General features: G+C 42.9%; 16 protein-coding genes. 15 read left to right on the top strand and 1 reads right to left on the bottom strand.

Annotation, left to right across the window (positions count from 1 at the left end; translation table 11 throughout):
• The first annotated feature begins 240 nt into the window (after positions 1 to 240).
• The 7 genes from DW173_RS00500 (at position 241) to DW173_RS00470 (ending at position 9,403) form a co-directional block, all read left to right on the top strand.
• On the top strand, positions 241 to 1,626 hold the full coding sequence (locus DW173_RS00500; protein ID WP_120143362.1) for a MotA/TolQ/ExbB proton channel family protein: 1,386 nt from the start codon (positions 241 to 243) through the stop codon (positions 1,624 to 1,626).
• Complete coding sequence (locus DW173_RS00495; RefSeq protein ID WP_004325585.1) at positions 1,610 to 2,056, top strand: ExbD/TolR family protein; 447 nt, start codon at positions 1,610 to 1,612, stop codon at positions 2,054 to 2,056. Before DW173_RS00500 ends, DW173_RS00495 begins: the two co-directional genes overlap by 17 nt.
• A 4-nt stretch (positions 2,057 to 2,060) precedes the next feature.
• Positions 2,061 to 2,486 (top strand): ExbD/TolR family protein, encoded by a 426-nt coding sequence (locus DW173_RS00490; RefSeq protein ID WP_004307631.1) that lies wholly within the window; start codon positions 2,061 to 2,063, stop codon positions 2,484 to 2,486.
• Positions 2,461 to 4,014, top strand: a complete 1,554-nt coding sequence (locus DW173_RS00485) for an OmpH family outer membrane protein (RefSeq protein WP_120143360.1) — start codon at positions 2,461 to 2,463, stop codon at positions 4,012 to 4,014. The genes DW173_RS00490 and DW173_RS00485 overlap by 26 nt, the downstream gene beginning before the upstream one ends.
• Before the next feature lie 203 nt (positions 4,015 to 4,217).
• Complete coding sequence (locus DW173_RS00480) at positions 4,218 to 5,390, top strand: glycoside hydrolase family 88 protein (protein WP_120143359.1); 1,173 nt, start codon at positions 4,218 to 4,220, stop codon at positions 5,388 to 5,390.
• A gap of 27 nt (positions 5,391 to 5,417) precedes the next feature.
• Positions 5,418 to 6,674 carry a DUF2264 domain-containing protein gene (locus tag DW173_RS00475; protein ID WP_369904564.1) on the top strand — a complete coding sequence of 419 codons (1,257 nt, stop codon included), beginning with the start codon at positions 5,418 to 5,420 and terminating at the stop codon, positions 6,672 to 6,674.
• Positions 6,675 to 7,054: 380 nt separating this feature from the next.
• Positions 7,055 to 9,403 (top strand): beta-galactosidase, encoded by a 2,349-nt coding sequence (locus tag DW173_RS00470; protein ID WP_120143356.1) that lies wholly within the window; start codon positions 7,055 to 7,057, stop codon positions 9,401 to 9,403.
• 162 nt (positions 9,404 to 9,565) lie between these two features.
• Here DW173_RS00470 and DW173_RS00465 read toward each other — a convergent pair whose 3' ends face one another.
• Complete coding sequence (locus DW173_RS00465) at positions 9,566 to 11,782, bottom strand: patatin-like phospholipase family protein (RefSeq protein ID WP_120143354.1); 2,217 nt, start codon at positions 11,780 to 11,782, stop codon at positions 9,566 to 9,568.
• 271 nt (positions 11,783 to 12,053) lie between these two features.
• On the opposite strand from DW173_RS00465, the gene DW173_RS00460 reads away from it, so the two are divergent.
• From DW173_RS00460 to DW173_RS00425, 8 genes are all read left to right on the top strand, one after another.
• Complete coding sequence (locus DW173_RS00460) at positions 12,054 to 13,310, top strand: efflux RND transporter periplasmic adaptor subunit (protein WP_004314976.1); 1,257 nt, start codon at positions 12,054 to 12,056, stop codon at positions 13,308 to 13,310.
• 3 nt (positions 13,311 to 13,313) lie between these two features.
• Positions 13,314 to 16,418: an efflux RND transporter permease subunit gene (locus DW173_RS00455; protein ID WP_120143352.1), complete on the top strand. Its 3,105-nt coding sequence runs from the start codon at positions 13,314 to 13,316 to the stop codon at positions 16,416 to 16,418.
• Positions 16,418 to 17,797: an efflux transporter outer membrane subunit gene (locus tag DW173_RS00450; protein ID WP_004314974.1), complete on the top strand. Its 1,380-nt coding sequence runs from the start codon at positions 16,418 to 16,420 to the stop codon at positions 17,795 to 17,797. Before DW173_RS00455 ends, DW173_RS00450 begins: the two co-directional genes overlap by 1 nt.
• A 206-nt stretch (positions 17,798 to 18,003) precedes the next feature.
• Positions 18,004 to 19,650, top strand: coding sequence for a diphosphate--fructose-6-phosphate 1-phosphotransferase (locus DW173_RS00445; RefSeq protein WP_004314973.1), 1,647 nt, complete (start codon positions 18,004 to 18,006; stop codon positions 19,648 to 19,650).
• 168 nt (positions 19,651 to 19,818) lie between these two features.
• Positions 19,819 to 20,712, top strand: a complete 894-nt coding sequence (locus DW173_RS00440; RefSeq protein WP_004325606.1) for a glycoside hydrolase family 25 protein — start codon at positions 19,819 to 19,821, stop codon at positions 20,710 to 20,712.
• 76 nt (positions 20,713 to 20,788) lie between these two features.
• Positions 20,789 to 22,132: a dihydrolipoyl dehydrogenase gene (gene lpdA / locus DW173_RS00435; protein ID WP_120143351.1), complete on the top strand. Its 1,344-nt coding sequence runs from the start codon at positions 20,789 to 20,791 to the stop codon at positions 22,130 to 22,132.
• A 19-nt stretch (positions 22,133 to 22,151) separates the two neighbouring features.
• Complete coding sequence (locus DW173_RS00430; protein ID WP_120143349.1) at positions 22,152 to 22,874, top strand: biotin/lipoate A/B protein ligase family protein; 723 nt, start codon at positions 22,152 to 22,154, stop codon at positions 22,872 to 22,874.
• Positions 22,875 to 22,982: 108 nt separating this feature from the next.
• Positions 22,983 to 24,419, top strand: a complete 1,437-nt coding sequence (locus tag DW173_RS00425; protein ID WP_118218205.1) for a dihydrolipoamide acetyltransferase family protein — start codon at positions 22,983 to 22,985, stop codon at positions 24,417 to 24,419.
• The last annotated feature ends 7 nt before the right edge of the window (positions 24,420 to 24,426 follow it).

The following is a 24,426-nucleotide window of genomic DNA, read 5'->3' as shown; positions in this document are numbered from 1 at the left end:
GCCTTTTAATTTATAGCATATGAACAACTGTTTATGAAGGAAGATTTAGGCATGATTTATTTTTGAACCTCTTTGAATGATTATCAGACTCCATATAAAGTCGTATACCAAAGATTTGGAACTTTTTGAATGATTAGAATACCCGTTTCTCTATTATTTTTAAGAACTTTGCCACTGTGAATTAGTTCGATGACTTTCGTTGGCTATAAATTTAAAGTTAATAATAAAAAAAGAATAGACATGAATTACACAAAAATGAAATCAGGTTTAAAGAAAGGGATAGTAGGTGTATGCATCTTGGGAGCAACACTATTGTTTACTACCCCGCTTTCGGCACAAACGAATGGCAAATCCGGTAAAGGACTATACGAACTGTTTAGTACTAAACTGCCGGATGGGGCACAATGGGTAAAAGATAACAAGTATGTTCGGAAAGGAGGGTACTCAAAGAAGGCAGAAAACTATATATATGTAGGAGCTGCTAAAAGTCCCGCAGAAATGACTGGTTTATCTATTCCTATCCGAGAAAACCCGGGACCGGGAGAGTATCGTTATATTACTTTTGCCTGGGTGAAATGGGGCGGAGAACAGATTGGAATGAAATTTCATGTTTCCGAAAAGTCAGCCAGTCAAAGAGGAAAGAAATATGATTTTACTTATATCGCCGGAGAACCAAAAGATTTGATAAACCAGTTGAAAGGTCTGGATCTTGGTGACAAGCCTGGACACTGGATGGTGATGACGCGCGACCTTTGGAAGGATTTCGGTAATATTACTTTAGCCGGTATATCATTTATCTGCCCTGAAAAACGGGATGCGGGTTTTGATGAAATCTTTTTAGCAAAAACGCAGGATGATATAAAAAATGCTCCGAAAGTACTTCCGAGTGAGGTTGCTACTGTTGTTCCGGCAGTGGAGGAAGATGATGAGTTGATGTATGATGAGGCTGTATCAGATAGCATTGCTGCTGGTCAGGGGGTACAAATCGACTGGGGAGCACAGATTAAGGCAGGTGGTACAATGATGTATCCATTGTATTTGTTGGGATTGATTGCTCTTGTAATTGCAATTCAGAGACTGATAACTTCGCGTCAAGGTCGTCTGGCTCCGAAACCTTTGTGCAAAAGTGTCAACGAATGTTTGGCAAATGGAGATTTGAAAGGAGCATTGGCTGCTTGTGACAAATATCCTTCTACATTAGCCAACTCACTACGTTTTATTTTTGAGCATGTGAAAGCCGGGCGTGAGGCTGTAAGCCAGACGGCAGGTGACATGGCTGCACGCGATATTCGTACACATTTGGCACGTATATATCCTCTTTCTGTTATTGCTTCATTGGCTCCGTTGATTGGTCTGTTAGGTACTGTTGTCGGTATGATCGAGGCATTCGGCCTGGTTGCTTTATATGGCGATGAAGGTGGTGCTTCTATTTTGTCTGATTCTATCTCCAAGGCATTGATAACAACTGCTGCCGGTTTGATTATAGCTGCTCCTGCCATTGCTTTATACTTTATTATCAAGAATCGTATCATGCGTATGGCTTCACTGGTAGAGGTCAAGGTGGAAGAAGTGATTACCAAATTGTATCTGGACAACAAGGAGGAAAAGAATGAGACTGAATTATGATGATGATGATAAGGTAGAAGTACAAATGTCTCCTTTGATAGACTGTGTGTTCTTGCTGCTCATTTTCTTTTTAGTAACTACGATGATGAAAAAATGGGAAATGCAGATTCCGTTAACTCTTCCTACAATGACTTCAAGCCTTTCCACTACACGGGCAGGCGAGGAAGCGGTGATTATCGCAGTAGACGAAAAGAAGAATGTGTATCAGGTAGTAGGGCATGATGCCTATTCGGGGGAAAGTACTTACTTGCCTGTAAAAGATTTAAGCGCTTTTCTTTCTGAATTACGCAATAGTCGGGGAGTGGAAACAAATATCGATGTGACGGCCTATCGCACTGTACCGGTAAGCACAGTAATAGAGATATTCGACCAATGTCAAATACAGGGGTTTACACATACACGTGTACGCCTTGGAAGCAAACCCTATTAAGCCTATGAGACTATCATTATTTAATAACGAGGATGAACCGGAAGTTTCCATGTCTCCTTTAATCGACTGTGTGTTTCTTCTGCTTATTTTCTTTCTGGTATCTACCATGACGAAAGTGAAAAATAGGGATATTCCCGTTGATCTGCCAACTTCACAATCGGCCGTTAAATTGAAGCCGGATGATAAGCAGGCTATTGTAGGGTTGGATGCCGATGGTAATTTTTATTGGGACGGGCAACCTTGTTCTACCAATTTTATGATGGAACAGTTACGACAGACATGTATCACTGATCCGGGAAAGCGTATTCGCATTGATATGGACAGGCATACTCCGTTCGGACGTTTTGTAGAAGTGATGGATGCTTGCCAGTTTTATAACTTAACTAATATAGGAATCAGGACGTATGACGAAAACTACAACAGGGAGTAGCCGTCTGACGGTTATCCTATCATGGATGATAGCATTGATTTGTTTTGTGGGCGGAGCACTCTATATTTGGAAGATGCCGTCTCCGGATCAGGAGGCGATGGATTTGCAAATGAAACAGCAGAAAAATCCAAAGTCCAGGAAGAGTTTGACGGAAAAGGTAAAACAGGAACAGGCACAACGGGCACTACCTGCTAATTATGCCAGACAGTTGGTAGAACAGTCGGAAGTTTTGGTAAAGAAGAATCTGGAAGAGCAGGTGAAGAAGTTTCAAACGATGGCTGAAACAATGAGACGGCGTAAAGAAGATATGCTGACGAAAGTGGAAAAAAGAAAATTGCCATGGGGAGCACCTGCTGATGCGAATGATACATCGAAAGCGCGGGCTATTCCTCAAGCAGGAAATCCGTCAGCCAATGCTTCTGTAGAAGAACTTTATGCTGTATTACGTGACTATGAGGCTGAAATTCAACAAAGTCATTTGGCTGTGAGTGCTGCTAAACAGTCTTTATCCAAGGGACAGTCGTTTCCTGAAGTGTATAGTTCTTTGAAAGCGGGTAATTCACGTATGCCGAGTTTTGATGAATTGATAAGAATGCAGTCAAGGGATAGTGAGTGGGCAACTTCGGCAGGCAGTAATGCTAGTGGAGGATTGGAAATAAAGAGCACTGCTGATTTGAATAATTATCGTGGGTTGCTCGGACAAGCTACTCGTCAGGCAGGGTTGGCACAATCTCGTTTGGAAGGGTTGTTTGGGGCAGTTCGTCAGGCTGGTAATCCTGGGAGCGGAATGGGACAAGGTAATGGCAGCCCGGGTAATGGAGGCTCTGGAGGTAATGGTAGCGGTAATGGAAATGGAACTGGTATGGGAGGAAGTGGAGAAGTTTCTGCTTCTGGAGGCGGAAAGGGAACATTCAGTGCTTATTCAGGATCGAAGTTGAGCAAGGAAATGGTGAAAGCACAAGCGTTGCCCGGACGGCGTTTCTCTAAAGATGCAGAACGTAAGGGATGGCTCTATATCAATACATGGTATATGATTGGACCATGGGAGAGCTTCGGTCGAGAGGATTTTTCCATCGTTCATCCACCTGAAGTTTCTATTGACTTTGATGCTGTATATACTGATGGACAGATAGGAACAGGAATTGCGGAAACGGATTCCGATCCGCTAAAAGTTATCGGAGACGAGGTTCAGCTTGACGGGACGCTACGTTGGAAGTTTATGCAGAGTGAATCGATGCACAATGTCCCACCTGTGACTACCGGACATTCAACTTACTATGCTTATACCGAGCTTTATTTTGATGAAGCTACGACGATGCTGGTAGCTATCGGTACGGATGACAGCGGGCGTGTATGGATTAACGGCAAGGATGTATGGCGTGACTATGGAACCAGTTGGTATAATATTGATGAACATATCGCTCCTTTTCAGTTTCGACAGGGGTGGAATAAAGTTTTGGTCCGGCTGGAAAATGGAGGTGGCGGGCCGTGTGGGTTTAGTTTTTTGATTATTCCCCAAAATAAATAGATAGATGTGTGTTTAAATAGAAAGATTGTTTAAGGATTAATTATTGGTAGAAGTTATGTGAAGGCTTTATGTGCCTTCCATAACTCTCTTTTTATGTATATTGAATGATATTTGTACGGTTTTGAATCATATTAGGACCTTTTCGTTTAAAAAAGTTTGCACCTTTGCCATTATAATAATAACCACGAAAAACTGTATAATAAATGAATTTTAGAAAACTTTCTTTTTTAGTATTAGGCTGTACTTGCGGTATTAGTATAGCAGGTTGTAAATCGGGTAAGAATAGCAGTCAGGGAGATGCGCTTGTTGATAGTGTATGGACAAAGTCAAACGTTATTGAGACTATTAAGAAGGTAAATGATTATTGGCAGGCGGAGAATCCGGAACCGGCATTTGCCTTTTGGCATCCGGCTGCTTATCATACCGGAAATATTGCAGCTTATGAAGTAACCGGTAATGAGACTTACAAGAAGTATTCGGAAGCATGGGCTGAAAAGAACCAATGGAAGGGGGCTACTTCTGATGATAAATCCAAGTGGAAATATAATTATGGTGAAACGATGGAACATGTTCTCTTCGGAGATTGGCAGATTTGTTTCCAGACTTATATTGACTTGTATAACATGGACCGTGAGCCGGCAGAGTATAAAATAGCCCGTGCCAAGGAAGTGATGGAATATGAGATGTCAACTCCCAATAATGACTATTGGTGGTGGGCAGACGGATTGTATATGGTAATGCCGGTGATGACCAAACTTTATAAGGTTACAGGTAATCAGCAATATTTGGATAAACTCTATGAGTACTTTACTTATGCTAAAAACCTCATGTATGATGAGGAAAGTGCTCTGTTTTATCGGGATGGAAAATACATCTACCCGAAACATAAGACAAATCAAGGGTTGAAAGACTTTTGGTCTAGGGGTAATGGTTGGGTGTTTGCAGGTTTGGCTAAAGTTTTGCAAGACTTACCCGAAAATGATGTACATCGTACTGAATATATTACCATATACCAGGCTATGGCTAAATCATTGGCTGCTGCACAACAAGAAGAGGGATACTGGACTCGTAGTTTGTTGGATCCGGTGCAGGCTCCGGGGCGTGAAACAAGTGGGACAGCTTTCTTTACTTATGGGTATCTTTGGGGGGTGAATAATGGACTTTTGGATAAATCCACTTATGAACCTGTTATTAAACAAGGTTGGAAATATTTGACTGAAATAGCTTTGCAACCCAATGGAAAGATAGGCTATGTACAACCAATTGGTGAAAGGGCAGATCAACATAAGAATGTCGGACCAGAGACGACTGCGGACTTTGGAGTAGGAGCTTTCCTGTTGGCGGGTTCTGAAATGGTGAAATATCTGAATAATTAGAATTGTTTTTTATATTTGAATGTAATGATGAAAAATAAAAATATCCTGGTCTTCATTTTATTGTGTGTTTTCAGCACAGTAACTTATGCTAAAAAGGGGAAGGTAGAAAAGGAAATCAGTGACCGTGAATATTGGGCACAGATGGCATATAAGATTGCTGCTCCTGTATTGAGTAATATGAGCAAAGGGGAGTTGAAGGAAAATATGCAGGTAGAGATCAGTCCAACATGGGATGGACGCAGTAAGGATGTGACCTACATGGAGTGTTTCGGGCGTCTGATGTCTGGTATTGCTCCCTGGCTTTCTTTGCCGGATGATGATACGGAAGAAGGTAAAATGCGCAAGCAATTGCGTGAATGGGCTTTGAAGAGTTATGCACATGCTGTTGACCCGGATAGCCCTGATTATCTTTTATGGAGAAATGAAGGGCAGCCTTTGGTGGATGCGGCTTATATTGCCAGTAGTTTTCTTCGTGCTAAAAAGCAGCTTTGGGAACCATTGGATGAAGTGACAAAACAACGTTATATTAAAGAATTTCAGTTATTGCGTCGGATTGATCCTCCATACACAAACTGGCTATTGTTTTCAGCTATGATTGAATCTTTTCTGATGGAAGCCGATGCGCAATACGATTTGTTCCGTATTCATACAGCTGTTCGAAAAGCAGAAGAATGGTACGTTGGTGATGGCTGGTATTCGGATGGAGAAACTTTTGCATTCGATTATTATAATAGTTATGTGATTCAACCTATGTTTGTACAAGTGATGCAGACTGTCAACGATCATAAAGTAATATTGCATGACCGTAGTTTGGAGATGCAAAAGAAAACAGAAGATTTGGCTAAGAAACGTATGCAACGTTTCGGGATGATTTTGGAACGTTTTATATCTCCTGAAGCATCTTTTCCGGTATTCGGTCGTTCTATGACTTATAGATTGGGAGTTTTCCAACCATTGTCAATGCTCTGCTGGAAAGAAATGTTGCCTAAAGAACTCCCGGAAGGACAGGTTCGTAATGCGTTAACTTGCGTCATGAAACGTTTATTCTCTGTTGACGGGAATTTCAATGAGAAAGGATTTCTGCAATTGGGTTTTGCCGGACATCAGACTGGACTGGCCGACTGGTATAGTAACAATGGAAGTATGTATATAACATCAGAAGTTTTTCTTCCTTTAGGACTTTCTGCTAATCATTCCTTTTGGACATCGGCTCCTCAAGATTGGACTGCTAAGAAAGCATGGAGTGGTCGTGAATTTTCAAAAGATCATGCTATACATTATTAAAAAATGGCAGAGCAATATTAGTCTTATGAAGTTGCCAATTAGCTCTTGAAGATTAAACTAACTAACCTTTATTATAAATATTAATCCTGTCGATGCTATATAAAAAAGTTTCGGCAGGATTTTTTATATTAAGTAAAAAATAACCGCTAAAAAGCAATATTGAGGCTATTTTGAATGAATCTTGTCCTGTTTTGACCGATTTGAAGACCTTTGTATAAAAAGAATATCTCATCTTTGCAATGTATTTAGTTTTCAATAGGTATAGTTTTAGATAATAGATCGATTGGTTTGCATATTTGCTGTCGGCCTGAATGGAGACATGGACCGATGGAGAATTTATTTGGAAATAGCATTGTATCATGAAAACAATAGATTAGAAAATGAAGAAACCTTTATTGTATTTGCTTATTTTATTAGTGACTGTTTTCAGCACTTCCTGTTCCCAATCTCCAAAAGAGACATTTGAAATAGGGAATAAGACATTTTTACTTAACGGAAAAACGTTTGTGGTAAAAGCAGCCGAAATTCATTATCCCCGTATACCAAAAGAGTATTGGGAGCATCGTATCAAGATGTGTAAGGCATTAGGTATGAATACCATTTGTCTTTATGTCTTTTGGAATTTCCATGAGCTGGAAGAAGGAAAATATGACTTTATCGGTCAGAAAGATATTGCGGCTTTCTGTCGGCTGGCGCAGGAAAACGGAATGTATGTGATCGTTCGTCCCGGGCCGTATGTTTGTGCAGAGTGGGAGATGGGTGGATTACCTTGGTGGTTGTTGAAGAAGAAAGACATCAAGCTTCGTGAACAGGATCCGTATTATATGGAGCGGGTGAAATTGTTTATGAATGAAGTGGGTAAACAGCTTACCGATCTTCAGATTAGTAAAGGTGGCAATATCATTATGGTACAGGTTGAGAATGAATATGGATCATTCGGAATAGACAAACCATACATTGCCGAAATACGTGATATTGTAAAGCAAGCAGGTTTCACAGGAGTTCCTTTATTCCAATGTGACTGGAATTCGAACTTTGAGAATAATGCATTGGATGATTTGCTTTGGACAATCAACTTTGGTACAGGGGCTAATATTGACGATCAATTTAAGCGTTTGCAAGAACTCCGTCCTGATATTCCGTTGATGTGTAGTGAGTTTTGGTCCGGATGGTTCGATCATTGGGGAGCGAAGCATGAGACACGTAGTGCGGAGGATTTGGTAAAAGGAATGAAAGAAATGCTTGACCGGAATATTTCATTTAGTTTGTATATGACTCATGGAGGTACTAGTTTCGGACATTGGGGAGGAGCAAATTTCCCGAATTTTTCTCCGACGTGTACGTCTTATGATTATGATGCTCCCATCAATGAATCAGGAAAAGTCACTCCCAAATATTTTGAGGTACGCAATTTGTTAAGTAACTATTTACCCGAAGGCGAGTCATTGCCGGAAATTCCGGATTCTGTTCCGACTATTGCCATTCCGTCATTCAAGTTGGATGAAGTGGCGATACTGTTTGATAATTTGCCGGAGCCAAAGATTAGTGAAAACATTCAGTCAATGGAGGCGTTCGATCAGGGATGGGGAAGTATTTTGTACCGGACTACACTGCCGGCATCTAAAGAAGAACAGACGTTGACAATCACAGAGGCTCATGACTGGGCGCAAGTTTTTTTAGATGGCAGGAAGTTAGCTACGTTGAGTCGTTTAAAAGGTGAAGGTACGGTTATTCTTCCTCCAATGAAAGAAGGAGCCCAGCTGGATATTTTGGTAGAAGCAATGGGGCGTATGAATTTTGGTAAAGGCATTTATGATTGGAAGGGTATCACTGAAAAAGTGGAAGTCCAGTCGAATAATGGTGTTATTACTTCATTGAAGAACTGGAAAGTTTATAATATTCCGGTTGATTATGCTTTTGCGCAAAATAAGAAATTTGTAAAACAGGATAATCCCCAGAAATATCCTGCCTACTATCGGGGAACCTTTACGTTGGACAAAACTGGTGATACATTCTTGAATATGACTAACTGGAGTAAAGGTATGGTTTGGGTGAACGGTTATGCTATTGGACGTTACTGGGAAATTGGGCCACAACAAACCTTATATGTGCCGGGATGTTGGTTGAAGAAAGGAGAGAATGAAGTGATTATATTGGATATGGCTGGTTCTGTACAGCCACAGACAGAAGGATTACAACAACCAATTCTTGACAACCTTCGTGTACATGGTGCTGCTTATGCACATCGTAAGGTTGGTGAAAATTTGGATTTGACAGGAGAAAAACCTGTTTATGAAGGGACTTTTAAATCCGGTAATGGTTGGCAGCATGTGAAATTTGGAAAGGAAGTGGAAACTCGTTTCTTTTGCCTTGAAGCATTGAATGCTTATGATGGAAAAGACTTTGCAGCTATTGCAGAATTAGAATTGTTAGGAACCGATGGTAAACCTTTGTCACGTCAGCATTGGAAGGTTATTTATGCAGATAGTGAGGAAACTGAAGAGGCAAATAACATTGCAACGAACGTGTTTGACTTACAGGAATCTACTTTCTGGCATACTAGCTACTCTTCAGCTGCTAAACATAAATTTCCACATCAGATTGTGATTAATCTTGGTGAGGATAAGATAGTCACGGGATTTTCTTATTTGCCAAGAGCGGAAGCCGATAAGACGGGAATGATAAAGGATTATCGGGTATATTTGAAGATGACGCCTTTTAAACTTTAAGAAAGGGTAATTATATGTTTGTGACACGTACTTGAGATATTTAAGTCAAAGGTTAATTATTAAGTTTGTTCATTAAGTTATAGGAAAGTAAAAGAATAACTTCCACGTGAGTGAAGATTTTCTTTTACTTTTCTTTTTGCTTGACCGATATTGTCTGGGCAATTAGAAGTAATACCCTAAATTCACAAAACAACTTCCTTTGTCCGTCTGATTGGAATATCCCAACGATATTTCCAATGGTCCGAAGATGCTGTCCATTCCATAACCTGCACTAACACCGAATAATTGCTTGCCTTTCAATATATCGAAGAAATTACTATCCGTTAGCCCATAGTTACCCGTCAGTGTGAGATAATGAATGGCTCCCATACGTTGTCTGAACTTAATAGACGCAATCATGATGGTGTTATCCATCAATTCCAGATTGGTGACCCCGGCAAACGGTAATTGCTGTGGAATATAGAAACCGGGTACGTCACCGCCAATGGCATTTTGCAGCGGATAAGGAAAATCTCTTCCGATCAGGATACGTCCATAAATGGAAGGAATGACGGAGAAACGGCGGGTCACAGGGATGACACTTGCCCACGAAGCATTCAATGCTGAAAATGGAGCGTGGTCGTTGTATTGTGCCATGTTATCCGTATAAAGCGAATAGGCAGCTCTGAAGTCACTTCCTTTAGAAGGGAAGCGTCCTTTATCGTATGTATTATATTGCACTTGGGCAAAATAACTTAGAAAATGTTCCGATTCCACTTTCAGATCGGAGATTTCAGGTTTCTTGAACAGGAAATCTTTGTACTTGTAATATTCAAAACGCAGACCGAGTCCGAAGCGGAAATTCTTGTACCATACATCGGAGAAACCGAATTCTGCCAGATGATATTTATACGTTGTATTATAGGCACGGTCACCTTCCTCGTAAATGTTGATATCGTTGTATTGGAACATATACGAGAAGTTGAAATTACGTTGCTGCATGGGTTCCAGCGTATAGTCTATGCGGGCAGCATATCGTTTACCCAATCGACCGGTAAGAGCCAGGCGGGAAGGAATATGAGTTTTGAGGTCTGCCGTTGCATTCACCAACAAAGACGCGATTTCTTCCGAATCGAAACGGATGCCCAGATTGATTCTTCTTTCATATTTTTCCTGCAACAGGAAGTTGAGGTGATAACCTTCAGGAGTCTCTTTCAACGTATAGCTGGCACTGGAATAGGATTGGCTGCCGCGTAATTGATACAAGGCCTGTTCTATTTGTTGAGTGGTAATGTCACTGTTTTCTTTCAGATTACATTTCTTCATCAGCCATTTTTTATCATCCACCTCTACACCGGAAAATGAGATGTCCGTCACATAAACCGTGCGTGCATTGGAAAGAGAAGAATAAGGGCCATGTTGCTTCGGAGTATAATCTTCGGCTATTCCTATCTTCTTTTTCAAGGCAAGCAACGAATTCCATTGTTCTTTAGCCGCTTCTTCGCCTCTTCGCATCAGAGTGTCGATGGCTGCCGGGGTAAAACTGGCAGATGAATATCCCTCCACATTGACACGGATATAAGTGTCTGTGAGGTCTACATTCTTTTCATGGTTGGACTGGCAGGTGATGTCTACAATCTGTCCCAGAATATCGGGGACGCTGTTGAGCTTGTCAGCCTTCTTCAAAGCATTCTGCACGTCTACTCCGATAATAATATCGGCTCCCATGGCTTTCACAACATCTGCCGGATAGTTGTTTACAATGCCGCCGTCCACTAATACCATGCTGTCTTGCCGTACCGGAGTGAATACACCCGGAATAGCCATACTGGCACGCATAGCGGTTGAGAGTATTCCGTCATGGAATACAATTTGCTCTCCATTGACAACATTGGCCGCTACACAAGCAAAAGGAATGGGAAGTTTATTGAAGTCGATGGAGTCATGATACCCCACAGTGAGATCTGAAAATAGGTTAGCCAGATTTTGCCCTTTCATGAGTCCTCCGGTAGCAGCATCCTTGGGAGTTTTGGTGAAAGGGATAGAGACTGTATATTTTTCAGACCGCTCACGATCAGTCAATGACATGGCACTTCGTTTGATACGGTCGCTCAACAGGAATGTCCAATCTTGTTTTCGTACCATGCTGTCCAATTGTTCCGTAGTATAACCGATGGCATACAGACCACCTACGATAGCTCCCATACTGGTGCCGGCTATATAGTCAATAGGAATTCCGGCTTCCTCAATTACTTTCAGTGCTTTGATGTGTGCCATTCCTTTGGCACCGCCGCCGCTTAGAACGACACCTACCTTTTTTCTTTGCTCTTGAGAATGCAAAGAAAAAGGCAATAAGATGCCAATTGATAAAACTAATGTTGAAAAGATTTGTTTTTTCATTAGGATGTGGTCTAGTGTTGATGTTTAATATAATACAAATGTAGAGCATAATTTGTTTAGTTGTTGAAATGGGAACTAAAAAAAATGTTCCAAAAGTCGGAAATGTGGATTTTTTCTACACCATACAGTGAATTTCCACACTTTCTGCAAAACGAAGAAATATCTAATGCTTTGATTTTAAGCAAATAATGCAGGTAACGCATTTTTGGTATATGAGTTGTAAATAAGGATATAGAACAAACATAAGTTAAATTAAATAATAAGATTCGATATGAGATTATTCTTTTCGAAACATGAGTTGAAACTGAGGAGAAAGAGAACCATTGCTGCTATTATGTGTATGGTAGTTGTGTTGGGTGTGTATTGGATACTGACCCGACCTCAGAAGGCTGCGCCGGAAATGCCGACAGTCATTGTTGAACCGGTAGTGAAAGACGACGTAGAGATATACGGGGAATATGTGGGGCGTATTCGTGCCCAACAGTTCGTCGAAGTACGTGCCCGTGTGGAAGGTTATCTGGAAAATATGCTTTTTGCCGAAGGGACATATGTCAATAAGAATCAGGTTTTGTTTGTAATCAATCAAGACCAGTATCGTGCCAAAGCAGATAAAGCCAGAGCGCAATTGAAAAAAGACGAAGCGCAGGCTTTGAAAGCGGAACGTGATTTAAAACGTATCCGTCCGTTGTTTGAACAGAACGCTGCGAGCCAGTTGGACTTGGATAATGCGGAAGCTGCTTATGAAAGTGCCGAGGCAACGGTAGCTATGAGCGAGGCGGATTTGGCACAGGCTGAACTGGAATTGGGTTATACCATTGTTCGTTCGCCCTTATCGGGACACATTAGTGAAAGAAATGTGGACTTGGGTACGTTAGTCGGCCCCGGAGGAAAATCATTGCTTGCTACCATTGTGAAGAGTGATACAGTATTGGTGGATTTCAGTATGACAGCACTCGATTATTTGAAGAGTAAAGAAAGAAACATTAATTTGGGACAGCAGGATTCCACCCGTTCCTGGCAGCCGAATATTACCATTACATTGGCGGATAATACCGTCTATCCATTTAAAGGATATGTGGATTTTGCCGAACCGCAAGTCGATCCTCAAACCGGAACTTTCTCTGTACGTGCAGAAATGCCGAATCCGAAACAAGTATTGTTGCCGGGACAATTTACAAAGGTAAAGTTGTTGCTGGATGTTCGTGAAGGTGCACTTGTTGTTCCGATGAAAGCCGTTACCATCGAAAAGGGTGGAGCATATATTTATACCATGCGCAAAGATAATGCGGTAGAGAAACGTTTTATCGAATTAGGACCGGAAGTCGGGAATAATGTGGTGGTAGAAAGAGGACTGGCAGAAGGAGAAATGGTGGTTGTAGAAGGGTTCCATAAGTTGACTCCGGGCATGAAAGTACGGGTCAGTGATCCGGAAGCCGAAGCTGGGGACAGTATAACTACGACAAAAAATGAAGTGACCGGAGTAAAAGAAAACACTACCGGAACGAAGGATAACGCGAAAGGAGAATAAACGATGAAAGTTACTTTTTTTATAGATAGGCCGGTCTTCTCGGCTGTAATCTCCATCGTGATTGTGATTGTCGGCATTATTGGCCTGACGATGCTTCCGGTGGATCAATATCCGCAGATTACCCCTCCGGTGGTGAAGATCAGCGCATCCTATCCGGGTGCCAGCGCACTTACCGTGTCGCAGGCGGTAGCCACTCCGATTGAGCAGGAAATCAATGGTACGCCGGGTATGCTTTATATGGAATCAAACAGTTCTAACTCCGGAGGTTTTTCGGCAACGGTCACTTTTGACGTATCTGCCGATCCGGATTTGGCAGCCGTTGAGATTCAGAACCGTGTGAAACTGGCGGAATCCCGTCTGCCGGCGGAAGTCATTCAGAATGGTATTTCGGTAGAAAAACAGGCTCCCAGTCAGTTGATGACGCTTTGTTTGACTTCTACTGATCCGAAGTTCGACGAAATTTATTTGAGTAACTTTGCTACTATCAACGTGCTCGATGTAATTCGCCGTATTCCTGGGGTTGGACGTGTATCTAATATAGGTAGCCGCTATTATGCGATGCAGATATGGGCGCAACCCGATAAGTTGGCAAACTTTGGGCTGACCGTACAGGATTTACAGAATGCATTGAAGGATCAGAACCGTGAATCAGCGGCCGGTGTATTGGGACAACAACCGGTGCAGGGACTGGATATTACCATTCCTATTACGACTCAAGGACGTTTGTCTACCGTAGGGCAGTTTGAAGATATTGTAGTGCGTGCCAATGCCAACGGATCTATTATCAGGTTGAAAGATGTGGCGCGTGTATCGTTGGAGGCTTCTTCCTATAACACGGAAAGTGGTATCAACGGCGAGAATGCTGCTGTGCTTGGCATTTATATGTTGCCGGGAGCAAATGCGATGGAAGTAGCTGAGAGGGTCAAAGAGGCTATGGATGAGATTAGCAAGAACTTTCCGGAAGGATTGAGCTATGAGATTCCGTTCGATATGACGACCTATATTTCCGAATCTATTCATGAAGTATATAAGACATTGTTTGAAGCGTTGGTATTAGTTGTATTGGTGGTTTATCTATCCTTGCAAAGCTGGCGTGCAACGTTGATTCCGGTAGTGGCGGTGCCTATTTCATTGATCGGTACTTTCGGATTCATGTTGATTTTCGGTTTCTCGCTGAATATACTGACATTGCTAGGATTGATTCTTGCCATCGGTATTGTGGTGGATGATGCGATTGTGGTAGTGGAAGGTGTGGAGCATATCATGGAAGCGGAGCATCTAAGTCCATACGAAGCAACGAAGAAAGCGATGAACGGACTTGCCAGTGCTTTGATTGCTACATCACTGGTATTGGCGGCAGTGTTCGTTCCGGTTAGTTTTTTAAGTGGGATTACAGGGCAGTTGTATCGCCAGTTTACGGTGACGATTGTGGTGTCCGTACTTATTTCTACGGTAGTGGCTCTGACATTGAGCCCGGTGATGTGTTCATTGATTCTGAAGCCGGATAATGGAAAGAAAAAGAATATCGTATTCCGGAAGATTAATGAATGGCTGGGCATCGGTAGCAATAAATATGTGGCTGCTGTGACTCGTACGATCAAGCATCCTCGCCGGGTTTTGAGTGCTTTTGGTATGGTGTTGATTGCTATCATGCTGATTCACCGTATTATTCCGACCAGTTTCTTGCCTGTGGAAGATCAGGGATATTTCAAGATTGAATTGGAATTGCCGGAGGGAGCTACTTTGGAACGTACCCGTATCGTAACAGAACGTGCCATTGCTTATTTGGAAAAGAATCCATATATTGAATATATACAGAACGTAACGGGAAGTAGTCCGCGTGTTGGAAGTAACCAGGGACGTGCTGAACTGACGGTGATCCTGAAACCTTGGGAAGAGCGGAAGAACACCACTATTGAGAAGATTATGGATACGGTGGAAAAACATTTGAGGGAATATCCAGAATGTAAAGTCTATCTGTCCACTCCTCCGGTTATTCCGGGACTGGGTAGCTCGGGAGGTTTTGAAATGCAATTGGAAGCCCGTGGAGAAGCCACTTTCGATAATTTGGTAGACGCGGCAGATACATTAATGTACTACGCATCCAAGCGCAAAGAACTGGCTGGTCTGTCATCTTCTTTGCAGTCGGAAATACCACAACTCTATTTCGATGTAGACCGTGACAAAGTAAAGATGCTGGGTGTGCCACTGGCTGATGTGTTCTCTACCATGAAGGCTTATACCGGTTCGGTGTATGTGAACGACTTTAATATGTTCAACCGTATATATAAGGTTTACATTCAGGCGGAAGCTCCTTACCGGGAACACAAAGACAATATCAATCTGTTCTTCGTGAAGGCCTCCAATGGAGCGATGGTACCGTTGACTTCTTTAGGAAATGCCTCCTATACCACAGGACCGGGAAGTATTAAACGTTTTAATATGTTTACTACGGCCGTTATCCGTGGAGCAGCTGCACAAGGATATAGTTCCGGACAGGCGATGGAGATCATGGAACAGATTGCCCGTGACCATCTTCCCGATAATATCGGTCTTGAATGGAGTGGCCTTTCTTATCAGGAGAAGCAGGCGGGAGGTCAGACAGGTATGGTGATGGCATTGGTATTTCTGTTCGTTTTCCTTTTCCTTGCTGCTCAATACGAAAGTTGGACGGTGCCTATTGCCGTGTTGCTCTCTTTACCTGTTGCCGCTTTGGGAGCCTATTTAGGAGTCTGGGTTTGCGGATTGGAGAATGATGTCTATTTCCAGATTGGTCTGGTAATGCTGGTGGGACTTGCCGCTAAGAACGCGATTTTGATTGTAGAGTTTGCAAAAGTACAGGTAGATAAAGGTGAAGACCTGGTGCAGTCGGCTATCTACGCAGCCAAATTGCGTTTCCGTCCGATTCTGATGACTTCTCTCGCATTCGTACTCGGTATGCTTCCGATGGTATTGGCAAGCGGTCCGGGGTCGGCAAGCCGGCAGGCAATCGGTACAGGTGTATTTTTCGGAATGATATTTGCCATTGTATTCGGTATCATTCTTGTGCCGTTCTTCTTTGTGATGGTGTATAAAACAAAGTCGAAAATTTTAAAACATAAGAAATAATGAAACGAAAGAAACTATATATTGCTATCCTGTTACTTGCCGGAGTCTTGACTTCCTGCAAGGTAGGGAAAAGCTATGTCCGTCCTGATCTTCATTTGCCCGACAGCTTGGAAAGAGCGCAAGACTCGATCAGCTTCGGCGACCAGGACTGGAGGGATATTTATACGGATGCTACCTTGAGAAGCCTGATAGAACGTGCACTGGATCATAACAAGGATATGTTGATTGCCGCTGCCCGTGTGAAAGAAATGGCAGCACAGAAACGTATTTCCACCGCTGCGTTACTTCCGGATATCAAAGGAAAAGTAACGGCAGAACGTGAACTCGAAAATCATGGAGGAGATGCTTTCAAGAGATCAGAGACCTTTGAAGCACAATTTCTCGTTTCATGGGAACTCGATCTTTGGGGAAATCTGCGCTGGGCACGTTCGGCCAGTATTGCCGAATATCTGCAATCTATCGAGGCGCAACGCGCATTGCGGATGACGATTGTTGCTGAAGTGGCACAGGCTTACTATGAATTGGTTGCTTTAGATACAGAACTGGACATCGTAAAGCAAACATTAAAAGCCCGTGAAGAAGGAGTACGTCTGGCACGTATCCGGTTTGCCGGCGGGTTGACTTCCGAGACTTCCTATCGACAGGCACAGGTGGAATTGGCGCGTACGGCAACTTTGGTTCCTGACCTCGAACGTAAAATCTCCCTGAAAGAAAACGATATTGCTTATCTTGCCGGTGAATATCCTAATAAGATAGCCCGTTCCCGTTTGCTTCAGGAATTCAACTCTCCGGAAACACTTCCTGTTGGGTTGCCGTCTACATTATTGGAACGTCGTCCCGACATCCGTCAGGCAGAGCAGAAATTGATTGCTGCCAATGCGAAAGTGGGAGTGGCTTATACAAATATGTTCCCGCGTCTTGCCCTGACAGGTGGTTTCGGTAGTGAAAGTACTTCTTTGTCGGAACTCCTGAAATCTCCATACGCAGTGATGGAAGGAGCTTTGCTGACTCCGATCTTTGGTTGGGGAAAGAACCGTGCGGCATTGAAAGCAAAAAAGGCTGCTTATGAAGCTGAAGTACATAGTTATGAAAAAGCTGTACTGGAAGCTTTCAAGGAAACACGTAATGCGATTGTCAACTTCAACAAGATCAAGGAAGTGTACGAACTTCGTGCCAATCTGGAACGTTCGGCCAAGAGCTACATGGACCTGGCACAACTGCAATACATCAATGGAGTTATTAATTATCTGGACGTATTGGATGCCCAACGTGGATATTTTGATGCACAGATTGGGTTGAGTAATGCTATCCGTGACGAGTTGATTGCGGTAGTTCAACTCTATAAGGCTCTTGGTGGAGGCTGGGAACAAAATCCCTAGAATTATCATATCGATTCAGTCATTGAAGAAAACGTAAAGGTTATCTCCCACACCGGGAGGTAGCCTTAATTTTTCTTTCTTCTTCTTTTTGTCTTAAAAACAACAACAGAAGAATTTTCATAATTCGGAAAAAAGTGCGAAATTTGCAACGCTTTTCAAGTTTGACAAGAAACTTACTAACACCTTTAAATAAAAAATTAAAGAAAATGACTAAAAGTGCATTGCAAATCGCAAGGGCTGCTTACCAGCCCAAACTTCCGAAAGCATTGGCATCAGGAGCTGTTAAGGCTGTAGCAGGTGCTGCTACTCAATCTGTAGCCGATCAGGAAGCTATCAAAGCATTATTCCCGAACACGTATGGAATGCCGTTGATTACATTCGAAGCTGGTGAAGCTGTTGCTCTTCCCGCTATGAACGTAGGTGTAATTCTTTCCGGTGGTCAGGCTCCGGGCGGACACAATGTAATCTCCGGTTTGTTCGACGGTATCAAGAAATTGAACCCGGAAAACAAATTATATGGTTTTATTCTAGGTCCTGGTGGTCTGGTAGATCACAATTATATGGAACTGACTGCTGATATTATCGACGAATACCGTAACACTGGTGGTTTCGATATCATCGGTTCCGGACGTACGAAGCTGGAAGCAGAAAGCCAATTCGAAAAGGGATATGAAATCATCAAAGAACTTGGCATCAAAGCATTGGTTATCATTGGTGGTGACGACTCTAACACAAACGCTTGTGTATTGGCTGAATACTATGCAGCTAAGAACTACGGTGTACAGGTAATCGGTTGCCCGAAAACAATCGACGGTGACTTGAAGAACGATATGATTGAAACTTCTTTCGGTTTCGATACAGCATGTAAGACTTATGCGGAAGTAATCGGTAACATCCAACGTGACTGTAACTCTGCACGTAAATACTGGCACTTCATCAAGTTGATGGGTCGTTCGGCTTCTCACATCGCACTGGAATGTGCTTTACAGGTACAGCCTAACGTATGTATCGTTTCTGAAGAAGTAGAAGCTAAAGATATGTCTTTGGACGATGTAGTGACTTACATCGCTAAAGTGGTAGCTGACCGTGCTGCACAGGGAAACAACTTCGGTACTGTATTGATTCCGGAAGGATTGGTAGAATTCATTCCTGCCATGAAACGCCTGATTGCTGAATTGAACGACTTCCTGGCTGCTAATGCTGAAGAATTCGGTCAGATTAAGAAATCTCACCAACGTGATTATATCATCCGCAAACTTTCTCCGGAAAACTCTGCTATCTATGCAAGTCTGCCGGAAGGCGTTGCCCGCCAGCTGACTTTGGATCGTGACCCGCACGGAAACGTTCAGGTATCACTGATCGAAACAGAAAAGCTGTTGTCTGAAATGGTAGCTACCAAATTGGCTTCATGGAAAGAAGCAGGCAAGTATGTTGGTAAATTTGCTGCTCAACACCACTTCTTCGGTTATGAAGGACGTTGTGCTGCTCCATCAAACTTTGACGCTGACTATTGCTACTCTTTGGGTTACACAGCTTCTATGTTGATTGCTAACGGTAAGACTGGTTATATGTCTTCTGTACGCAACACAACTGCTCCTGCTGCCGAATGGATCGCAGGTGGTGTGCCTATCACTATGATGATGAACATGGAACGTCGCCACGGTGAAATGAAACCGGTTATCCAGAAAGCATTGGTGAAACTGGATGGCGCTCCTTTCAAGGCATTTGCTGCGCAACGTGATCGTTGGGCTATCGAAACGGATTATGTATATCCGGGTCCGATCCAGTACTTCGGTCCTACAGAGGTTTGCGACCAGGCAACTAAGACTTTGCAGCTGGAACAAGCTAAATAAATACACTTCAGAGCAGTTGTTGATGTAACAGTTGCAATAACAGCTGCAATGAAAGATTCTTTCAGGCACGGACTACACGGAATACACGGTTTATAAGAAATAACTAAAAAACCGTGTTAATTCGCGTAATCCGTGCCTATCTCTAAAAACATTGATCGTTTAAAGTAAATGCCGCAACGCAACAACCCGATGTCTGCTGTACAGAAGAAAAGAACTGTTTCCACTACCAAGAAAAAGGGAACGACCTCTTCTTCCAAAACTTCCCGTACCTCAAAAAAGGAACAGATGAAGCATCGAACTGTGATGCCTGTCTGGATTCGTAACATTTTGGCAGTGGTGATTATCGGTTGTTTTTCCGTTGTATTCTACTATTTCTTTATCCGTCCTTATGCTTATCGATGGAAACCTTGTCATGGTTTAAAGGAATACGGAGTTTGTATCCCTGACGGATATGATATTCATGGTATTGACATTTCTCATTATCAGGGAAAGATTGATTGGAAAAGACTGTTGCAGAATAAAGAGACGGCTACTCCTTTGCATTTCGTTTTTATGAAAGCTACAGAAGGAGGAGATCATAACGACACAACCTTTGAGGCGAACTTCGCCAATGCCCGTAATCATGGATTTATCCGTGGTGCTTATCATTTTTATATTCCTGGTACGGATGCTTTGAAACAGGCGGACTTCTTTATTCGTACGGTGAAACTGGATACGGGTGATTTACCTCCCGTACTTGATGTGGAAGTGACCGGGCGGAAGGAAAAAAAGGAATTGCAGCAAGGCATTAAACGCTGGCTGGACCGGGTGGAATCTCATTATGGAGTGAAACCTATTCTTTATACTTCTTATAAATTTAAAACCCGTTATCTGGACGATTCCATCTTCAATACATACCCTTACTGGATTGCCCATTATTATGTTGACTCTGTAAAGTATCAGGGGAAATGGGACTTTTGGCAACATACTGATGTAGGAAGTGTTCCCGGCATCAAAGAAGACGTAGACCTGAACGTGTTTAATGGCTCGTTAGAGGAACTTAAAAAGCTGACAATTAAGTAACAGGTATTTCTTTTCCCAACAACTTATCTCTTCTCTCATTTGTTATAATCGTATTATTACTAAAAAAGATACGATTATGAACTTTGATATAGCTATTATTGGTGGTGGTCCTGCCGGGTACACAGCTGCCGAACGGGCAGGGGCCAACGGATTAAAAGCCGTTCTTTTTGAGAAAAAGGCAATGGGTGGAGTGTGTCTCAATGAGGGGTGTATTCCTACTAAAACTTTGTTATATTCTGCTAAAATACTGGATAGCATTAAAAGTGCTTCCAAATATGGCGTTTCTGCCGATTCTCCTTCGTTCGATTTATCCAAGATTATGAGCCGCAAAGACAAAACAGTGAAAATGTTGACGGGTGGCGTGAAGATGACTGTGAATTCTTACGGAGTGACGATCGTGGAGAAAGAAGCTTTTATAGAAGGAGAGAAAGAGGGGATGATTCGCATCACTTGTGATGGAGAAACCTATTCTGTGAAATACTTGCTGGTATGTACCGGCTCCGATACAGTGATTCCTCCCATACCGGGATTGTCGGGAGTCAGTTATTGGACTTCCAAGGAGGCGTTGGAGATAAAAGAGCTTCCCAAGACGCTGGTTATTATTGGCGGTGGAGTGATCGGGATGGAATTTGCTTCTTTCTTCAATAGTATGGGAGTAAAGGTGCATGTGGTAGAAATGATGCCGGAGATTTTGGGAGCGATGGATAAGGAAACGAGCGGTATGCTTCGCGCCGAATATGCCAAACGGGGAGTCACTTTCTATTTGAATACGAAAGTAGTGGAAGTGAACGCTCATGGAGTCGTGATAGAAAAAGAAGGCAAAGTTTCCACTATTGAAGCGGAGAAAATCTTGCTTAGTGTAGGCCGTAAGGCAAATTTATCCGGAGTGGGGCTGGACAAGCTGAATATAGAATTGCATCGGAATGGGGTCAAAGTAGATGAACATCTGTTGACTTCGCATCCCCGCGTATATGCTTGCGGTGATATTACAGGTTATTCTTTATTGGCACATACCGCTATTCGTGAAGCGGAAGTTGCTATCAATCATATCTTGGGAGTGGAAGACCGGATGAATTACGATTGTGTTCCGGGAGTTGTTTATACCAATCCCGAAGTGGCAGGCGTAGGAAAGACAGAAGAAGAACTGATAAAATCAGGACTTTCTTATCGTGTGTCCAAATTGCCGATGGCTTATTCCGGCCGGTTTGTAGCCGAGAATGAACAGGGAAACGGCCTTTGTAAGTTGATTCAGGATGAAGAAGGGAAGATCATTGGTTGTCACATGTTGGGAAATCCGGCGTCGGAACTTATTGTGATCGCAGGTATTGCTATTCAGAGAGGCTATACGGTGGAAGAATTTCAGAAGACTGTATTTCCGCATCCTACGGTCGGAGAGATTTATCACGAGATTATGTTTTAACTCTTATTCTGTCTGACTTATGATTCGATGTATCTATAGTCCGTTTACTGATATTTACTTTCACTTGGCTGCGGAAGAATATCTGTTGAAGCAGGGAAATGAAGACATTTTCATGCTTTGGCAGGACACTCCTTCTGTGGTAATAGGGAAGCATCAGCGGTTACGGTCGGAAGTCGATCAGGAATGGGCGGAACGGGAGCAGGTACATATTGCCCGTCGTTTTTCCGGTGGGGGAGCAGTGTACCATGATTTGGGCAATGTCAATCTGACTTTTATAGAAACGACTCCCCGCTTGCCGGAGTTTGTCACGTATTTGCAGCGGACGTTGGATTTCCTGAACTCTATGGGACTGATGGCAACAGGAGGCGAACGATTGGGGATTTATCTGAATGGATTGAAAATATCAGGAAGTGCGCAATGCCTGTACAAGGATCGGGTATTGTATCATTGCACGCTATTGTATGATACGGACCTTACAGCGTTGCATCAAGCATTGAATCCGGAACCGATGGTCGATGATGAAATGTTGTCGTCTGTATATGCTGTTCCTTCTGTTCGGAGTGAGGTGACCAATATCCGCAGGCATTTGTCGGCAGGGACTGTCACTGATTTCAAAGAAAAGGCTTTTCAGTATTTCAGTAAGTCGCAATCTGTCAGTGCTTTCACTAAGGAGGAGATAGAAGCTGTCAATCAGCTCCGGGAAGAGAAATATATTCAGAAAGAGTGGATATATAGCCGTTGATGCTTGGTTGTACCGATTGGCGTCCGGTTAAAATTTACTTAACTTAAAACTTTCTATTTCAGCCCATTGTTGTAATATATCTAAGGTTGAATAATAAATTTACTGTCTATGTCAAAATTCGAAATAAAAATGCCTAAGTTAGGCGAGAGTATAACCGAAGGGACCATTGTCTCTTGGTCTGTAAAGGTGGGTGACATGATTCAGGAAGACGATGTGCTTTTTGAAGTGAATACTGCTAAAGTAAGTGCAGAAATCCCTTCTCCCGTAGCGGGAAAAGTGGTGGAGATTTTATATAAGGAAGGTGACACGGTTGCTGTAGGAATAGTAGTTGCTATTATTGATTTGGATGGCGAAGAATCATCCGGTACGGAGCCGGCAAGCGAAGGTGCCACAAACGAAGGAGCTGATGCCAGTCAGGTTGCCGCTGATGTTTCCGGAATATCACAATCAGCAGCAGACATTGCTAAGAGTCAATCAGTGAATACTGCATCAACCCCCGTTGATACATCCAAACCCGTTGCTGTTGAGGAAGAACGTTGGTATTCTCCTGTTGTGATTCAGTTGGCGCGGGAGGCTAAGATTCCGAAAGAAGAGTTGGATACTATACAAGGTACGGGTTATGAAGGGCGATTGAGTAAGAAAGATATAAAAGACTATATTGAAAAGAAGAAAAGAGGCGATATGGCTGAACCGAAGCCGACCTCTGCTGTTGCTGCTCCGGCTGCAAACAAACCGTCGGTGGTTGTTGCTCCCGAACCGATAACTCCGAAAACGTCTCCGGCTGCATCTGCCCCTGCTGCACAGTCGGCTGCTACTTCATCCAAATCGTCTGCTCCTGTTGCCATGCCTGGAGTTGAAGTGAAAGAGATGGATCGTGTTCGCCGGATTATTGCCGACCACATGGTTATGTCTAAGAAAGTATCTCCTCATGTAACCAATGTGGTAGAAGTAGACGTCACCAAACTGGTGCGTTGGCGCGAAAAGAATAAAGATGCTTTCTTCCGTCGCGAAGGAGTGAAGTTGACTTATATGCCTGTGATAACCGAGGCCGTAGCGAAAGCATTGGCAGCCTATCCTCAAGTGAATGTGTCGGTAGACGGATATAACATCCTCTTTAAGAAACATATCAATGTAGGTATTGCCGTCTCTCTGAATGATGGAAATCTGATTGTGCCTGTGGTGCATGACGCCGATCGTTTGAATCTGAACGGCCTGGCAGTTGCCATTGACTCTTTAGCCCTGAAAGCAAGGGATAATAAATTAATGCCGGAAGATATTGATGGCGGTACATTTACTATTACCAATTTCGGAACGTTCAAGAGCCTGTTCGGTACACCGATTATTAATCAGCCGCAGGTTGCTATTTTGGGAGTAGGGTATATCGAGAAGAAACCTGCTGTGATAGAAACACCGGAAGGCGATACGATTGCCATCCGTCATAAAATGTATCTGTCTTTGTCTTACGACCATCGGGTAGTAGATGGAATGTTGGGAGGTAACTTCCTCCACTTTATAGCCGACTACCTCGAAAACTGGCAAGGCTGATAACTGA

It is taken from the genome of Bacteroides sp. AM16-13 (genome assembly GCF_003602705.1).
In the GTDB taxonomy this organism is placed as follows: Bacteria; Bacteroidota; Bacteroidia; order Bacteroidales; family Bacteroidaceae; genus Bacteroides; species Bacteroides xylanisolvens.
The sequence above is the reverse complement of the archived record's forward strand: the minus strand, read 5'-3'. Positions and strand labels throughout refer to the sequence as shown.

Coding starts and splice junctions, on each gene's coding strand:
- DW173_RS00485 (WP_120143360.1), top strand. CDS start 2,461: ATGACGAAAACTACAACAGGGAGTAGCCGTCTGACGGTTATCCTATCA.
- DW173_RS00465 (WP_120143354.1), bottom strand. CDS start 11,782: ATGAAAAAACAAATCTTTTCAACATTAGTTTTATCAATTGGCATCTTA.
- DW173_RS00480 (WP_120143359.1), top strand. CDS start 4,218: ATGAATTTTAGAAAACTTTCTTTTTTAGTATTAGGCTGTACTTGCGGT.
- DW173_RS00475 (WP_369904564.1), top strand. CDS start 5,418: ATGAAAAATAAAAATATCCTGGTCTTCATTTTATTGTGTGTTTTCAGC.
- DW173_RS00445 (WP_004314973.1), top strand. CDS start 18,004: ATGACTAAAAGTGCATTGCAAATCGCAAGGGCTGCTTACCAGCCCAAA.
- DW173_RS00455 (WP_120143352.1), top strand. CDS start 13,314: ATGAAAGTTACTTTTTTTATAGATAGGCCGGTCTTCTCGGCTGTAATC.
- DW173_RS00440 (WP_004325606.1), top strand. CDS start 19,819: ATGCCGCAACGCAACAACCCGATGTCTGCTGTACAGAAGAAAAGAACT.
- DW173_RS00430 (WP_120143349.1), top strand. CDS start 22,152: ATGATTCGATGTATCTATAGTCCGTTTACTGATATTTACTTTCACTTG.
- DW173_RS00425 (WP_118218205.1), top strand. CDS start 22,983: ATGTCAAAATTCGAAATAAAAATGCCTAAGTTAGGCGAGAGTATAACC.
- DW173_RS00450 (WP_004314974.1), top strand. CDS start 16,418: ATGAAACGAAAGAAACTATATATTGCTATCCTGTTACTTGCCGGAGTC.
- DW173_RS00460 (WP_004314976.1), top strand. CDS start 12,054: ATGAGATTATTCTTTTCGAAACATGAGTTGAAACTGAGGAGAAAGAGA.
- DW173_RS00490 (WP_004307631.1), top strand. CDS start 2,061: ATGAGACTATCATTATTTAATAACGAGGATGAACCGGAAGTTTCCATG.
- lpdA (WP_120143351.1), top strand. CDS start 20,789: ATGAACTTTGATATAGCTATTATTGGTGGTGGTCCTGCCGGGTACACA.
- DW173_RS00500 (WP_120143362.1), top strand. CDS start 241: ATGAATTACACAAAAATGAAATCAGGTTTAAAGAAAGGGATAGTAGGT.
- DW173_RS00470 (WP_120143356.1), top strand. CDS start 7,055: ATGAAGAAACCTTTATTGTATTTGCTTATTTTATTAGTGACTGTTTTC.
- DW173_RS00495 (WP_004325585.1), top strand. CDS start 1,610: ATGAGACTGAATTATGATGATGATGATAAGGTAGAAGTACAAATGTCT.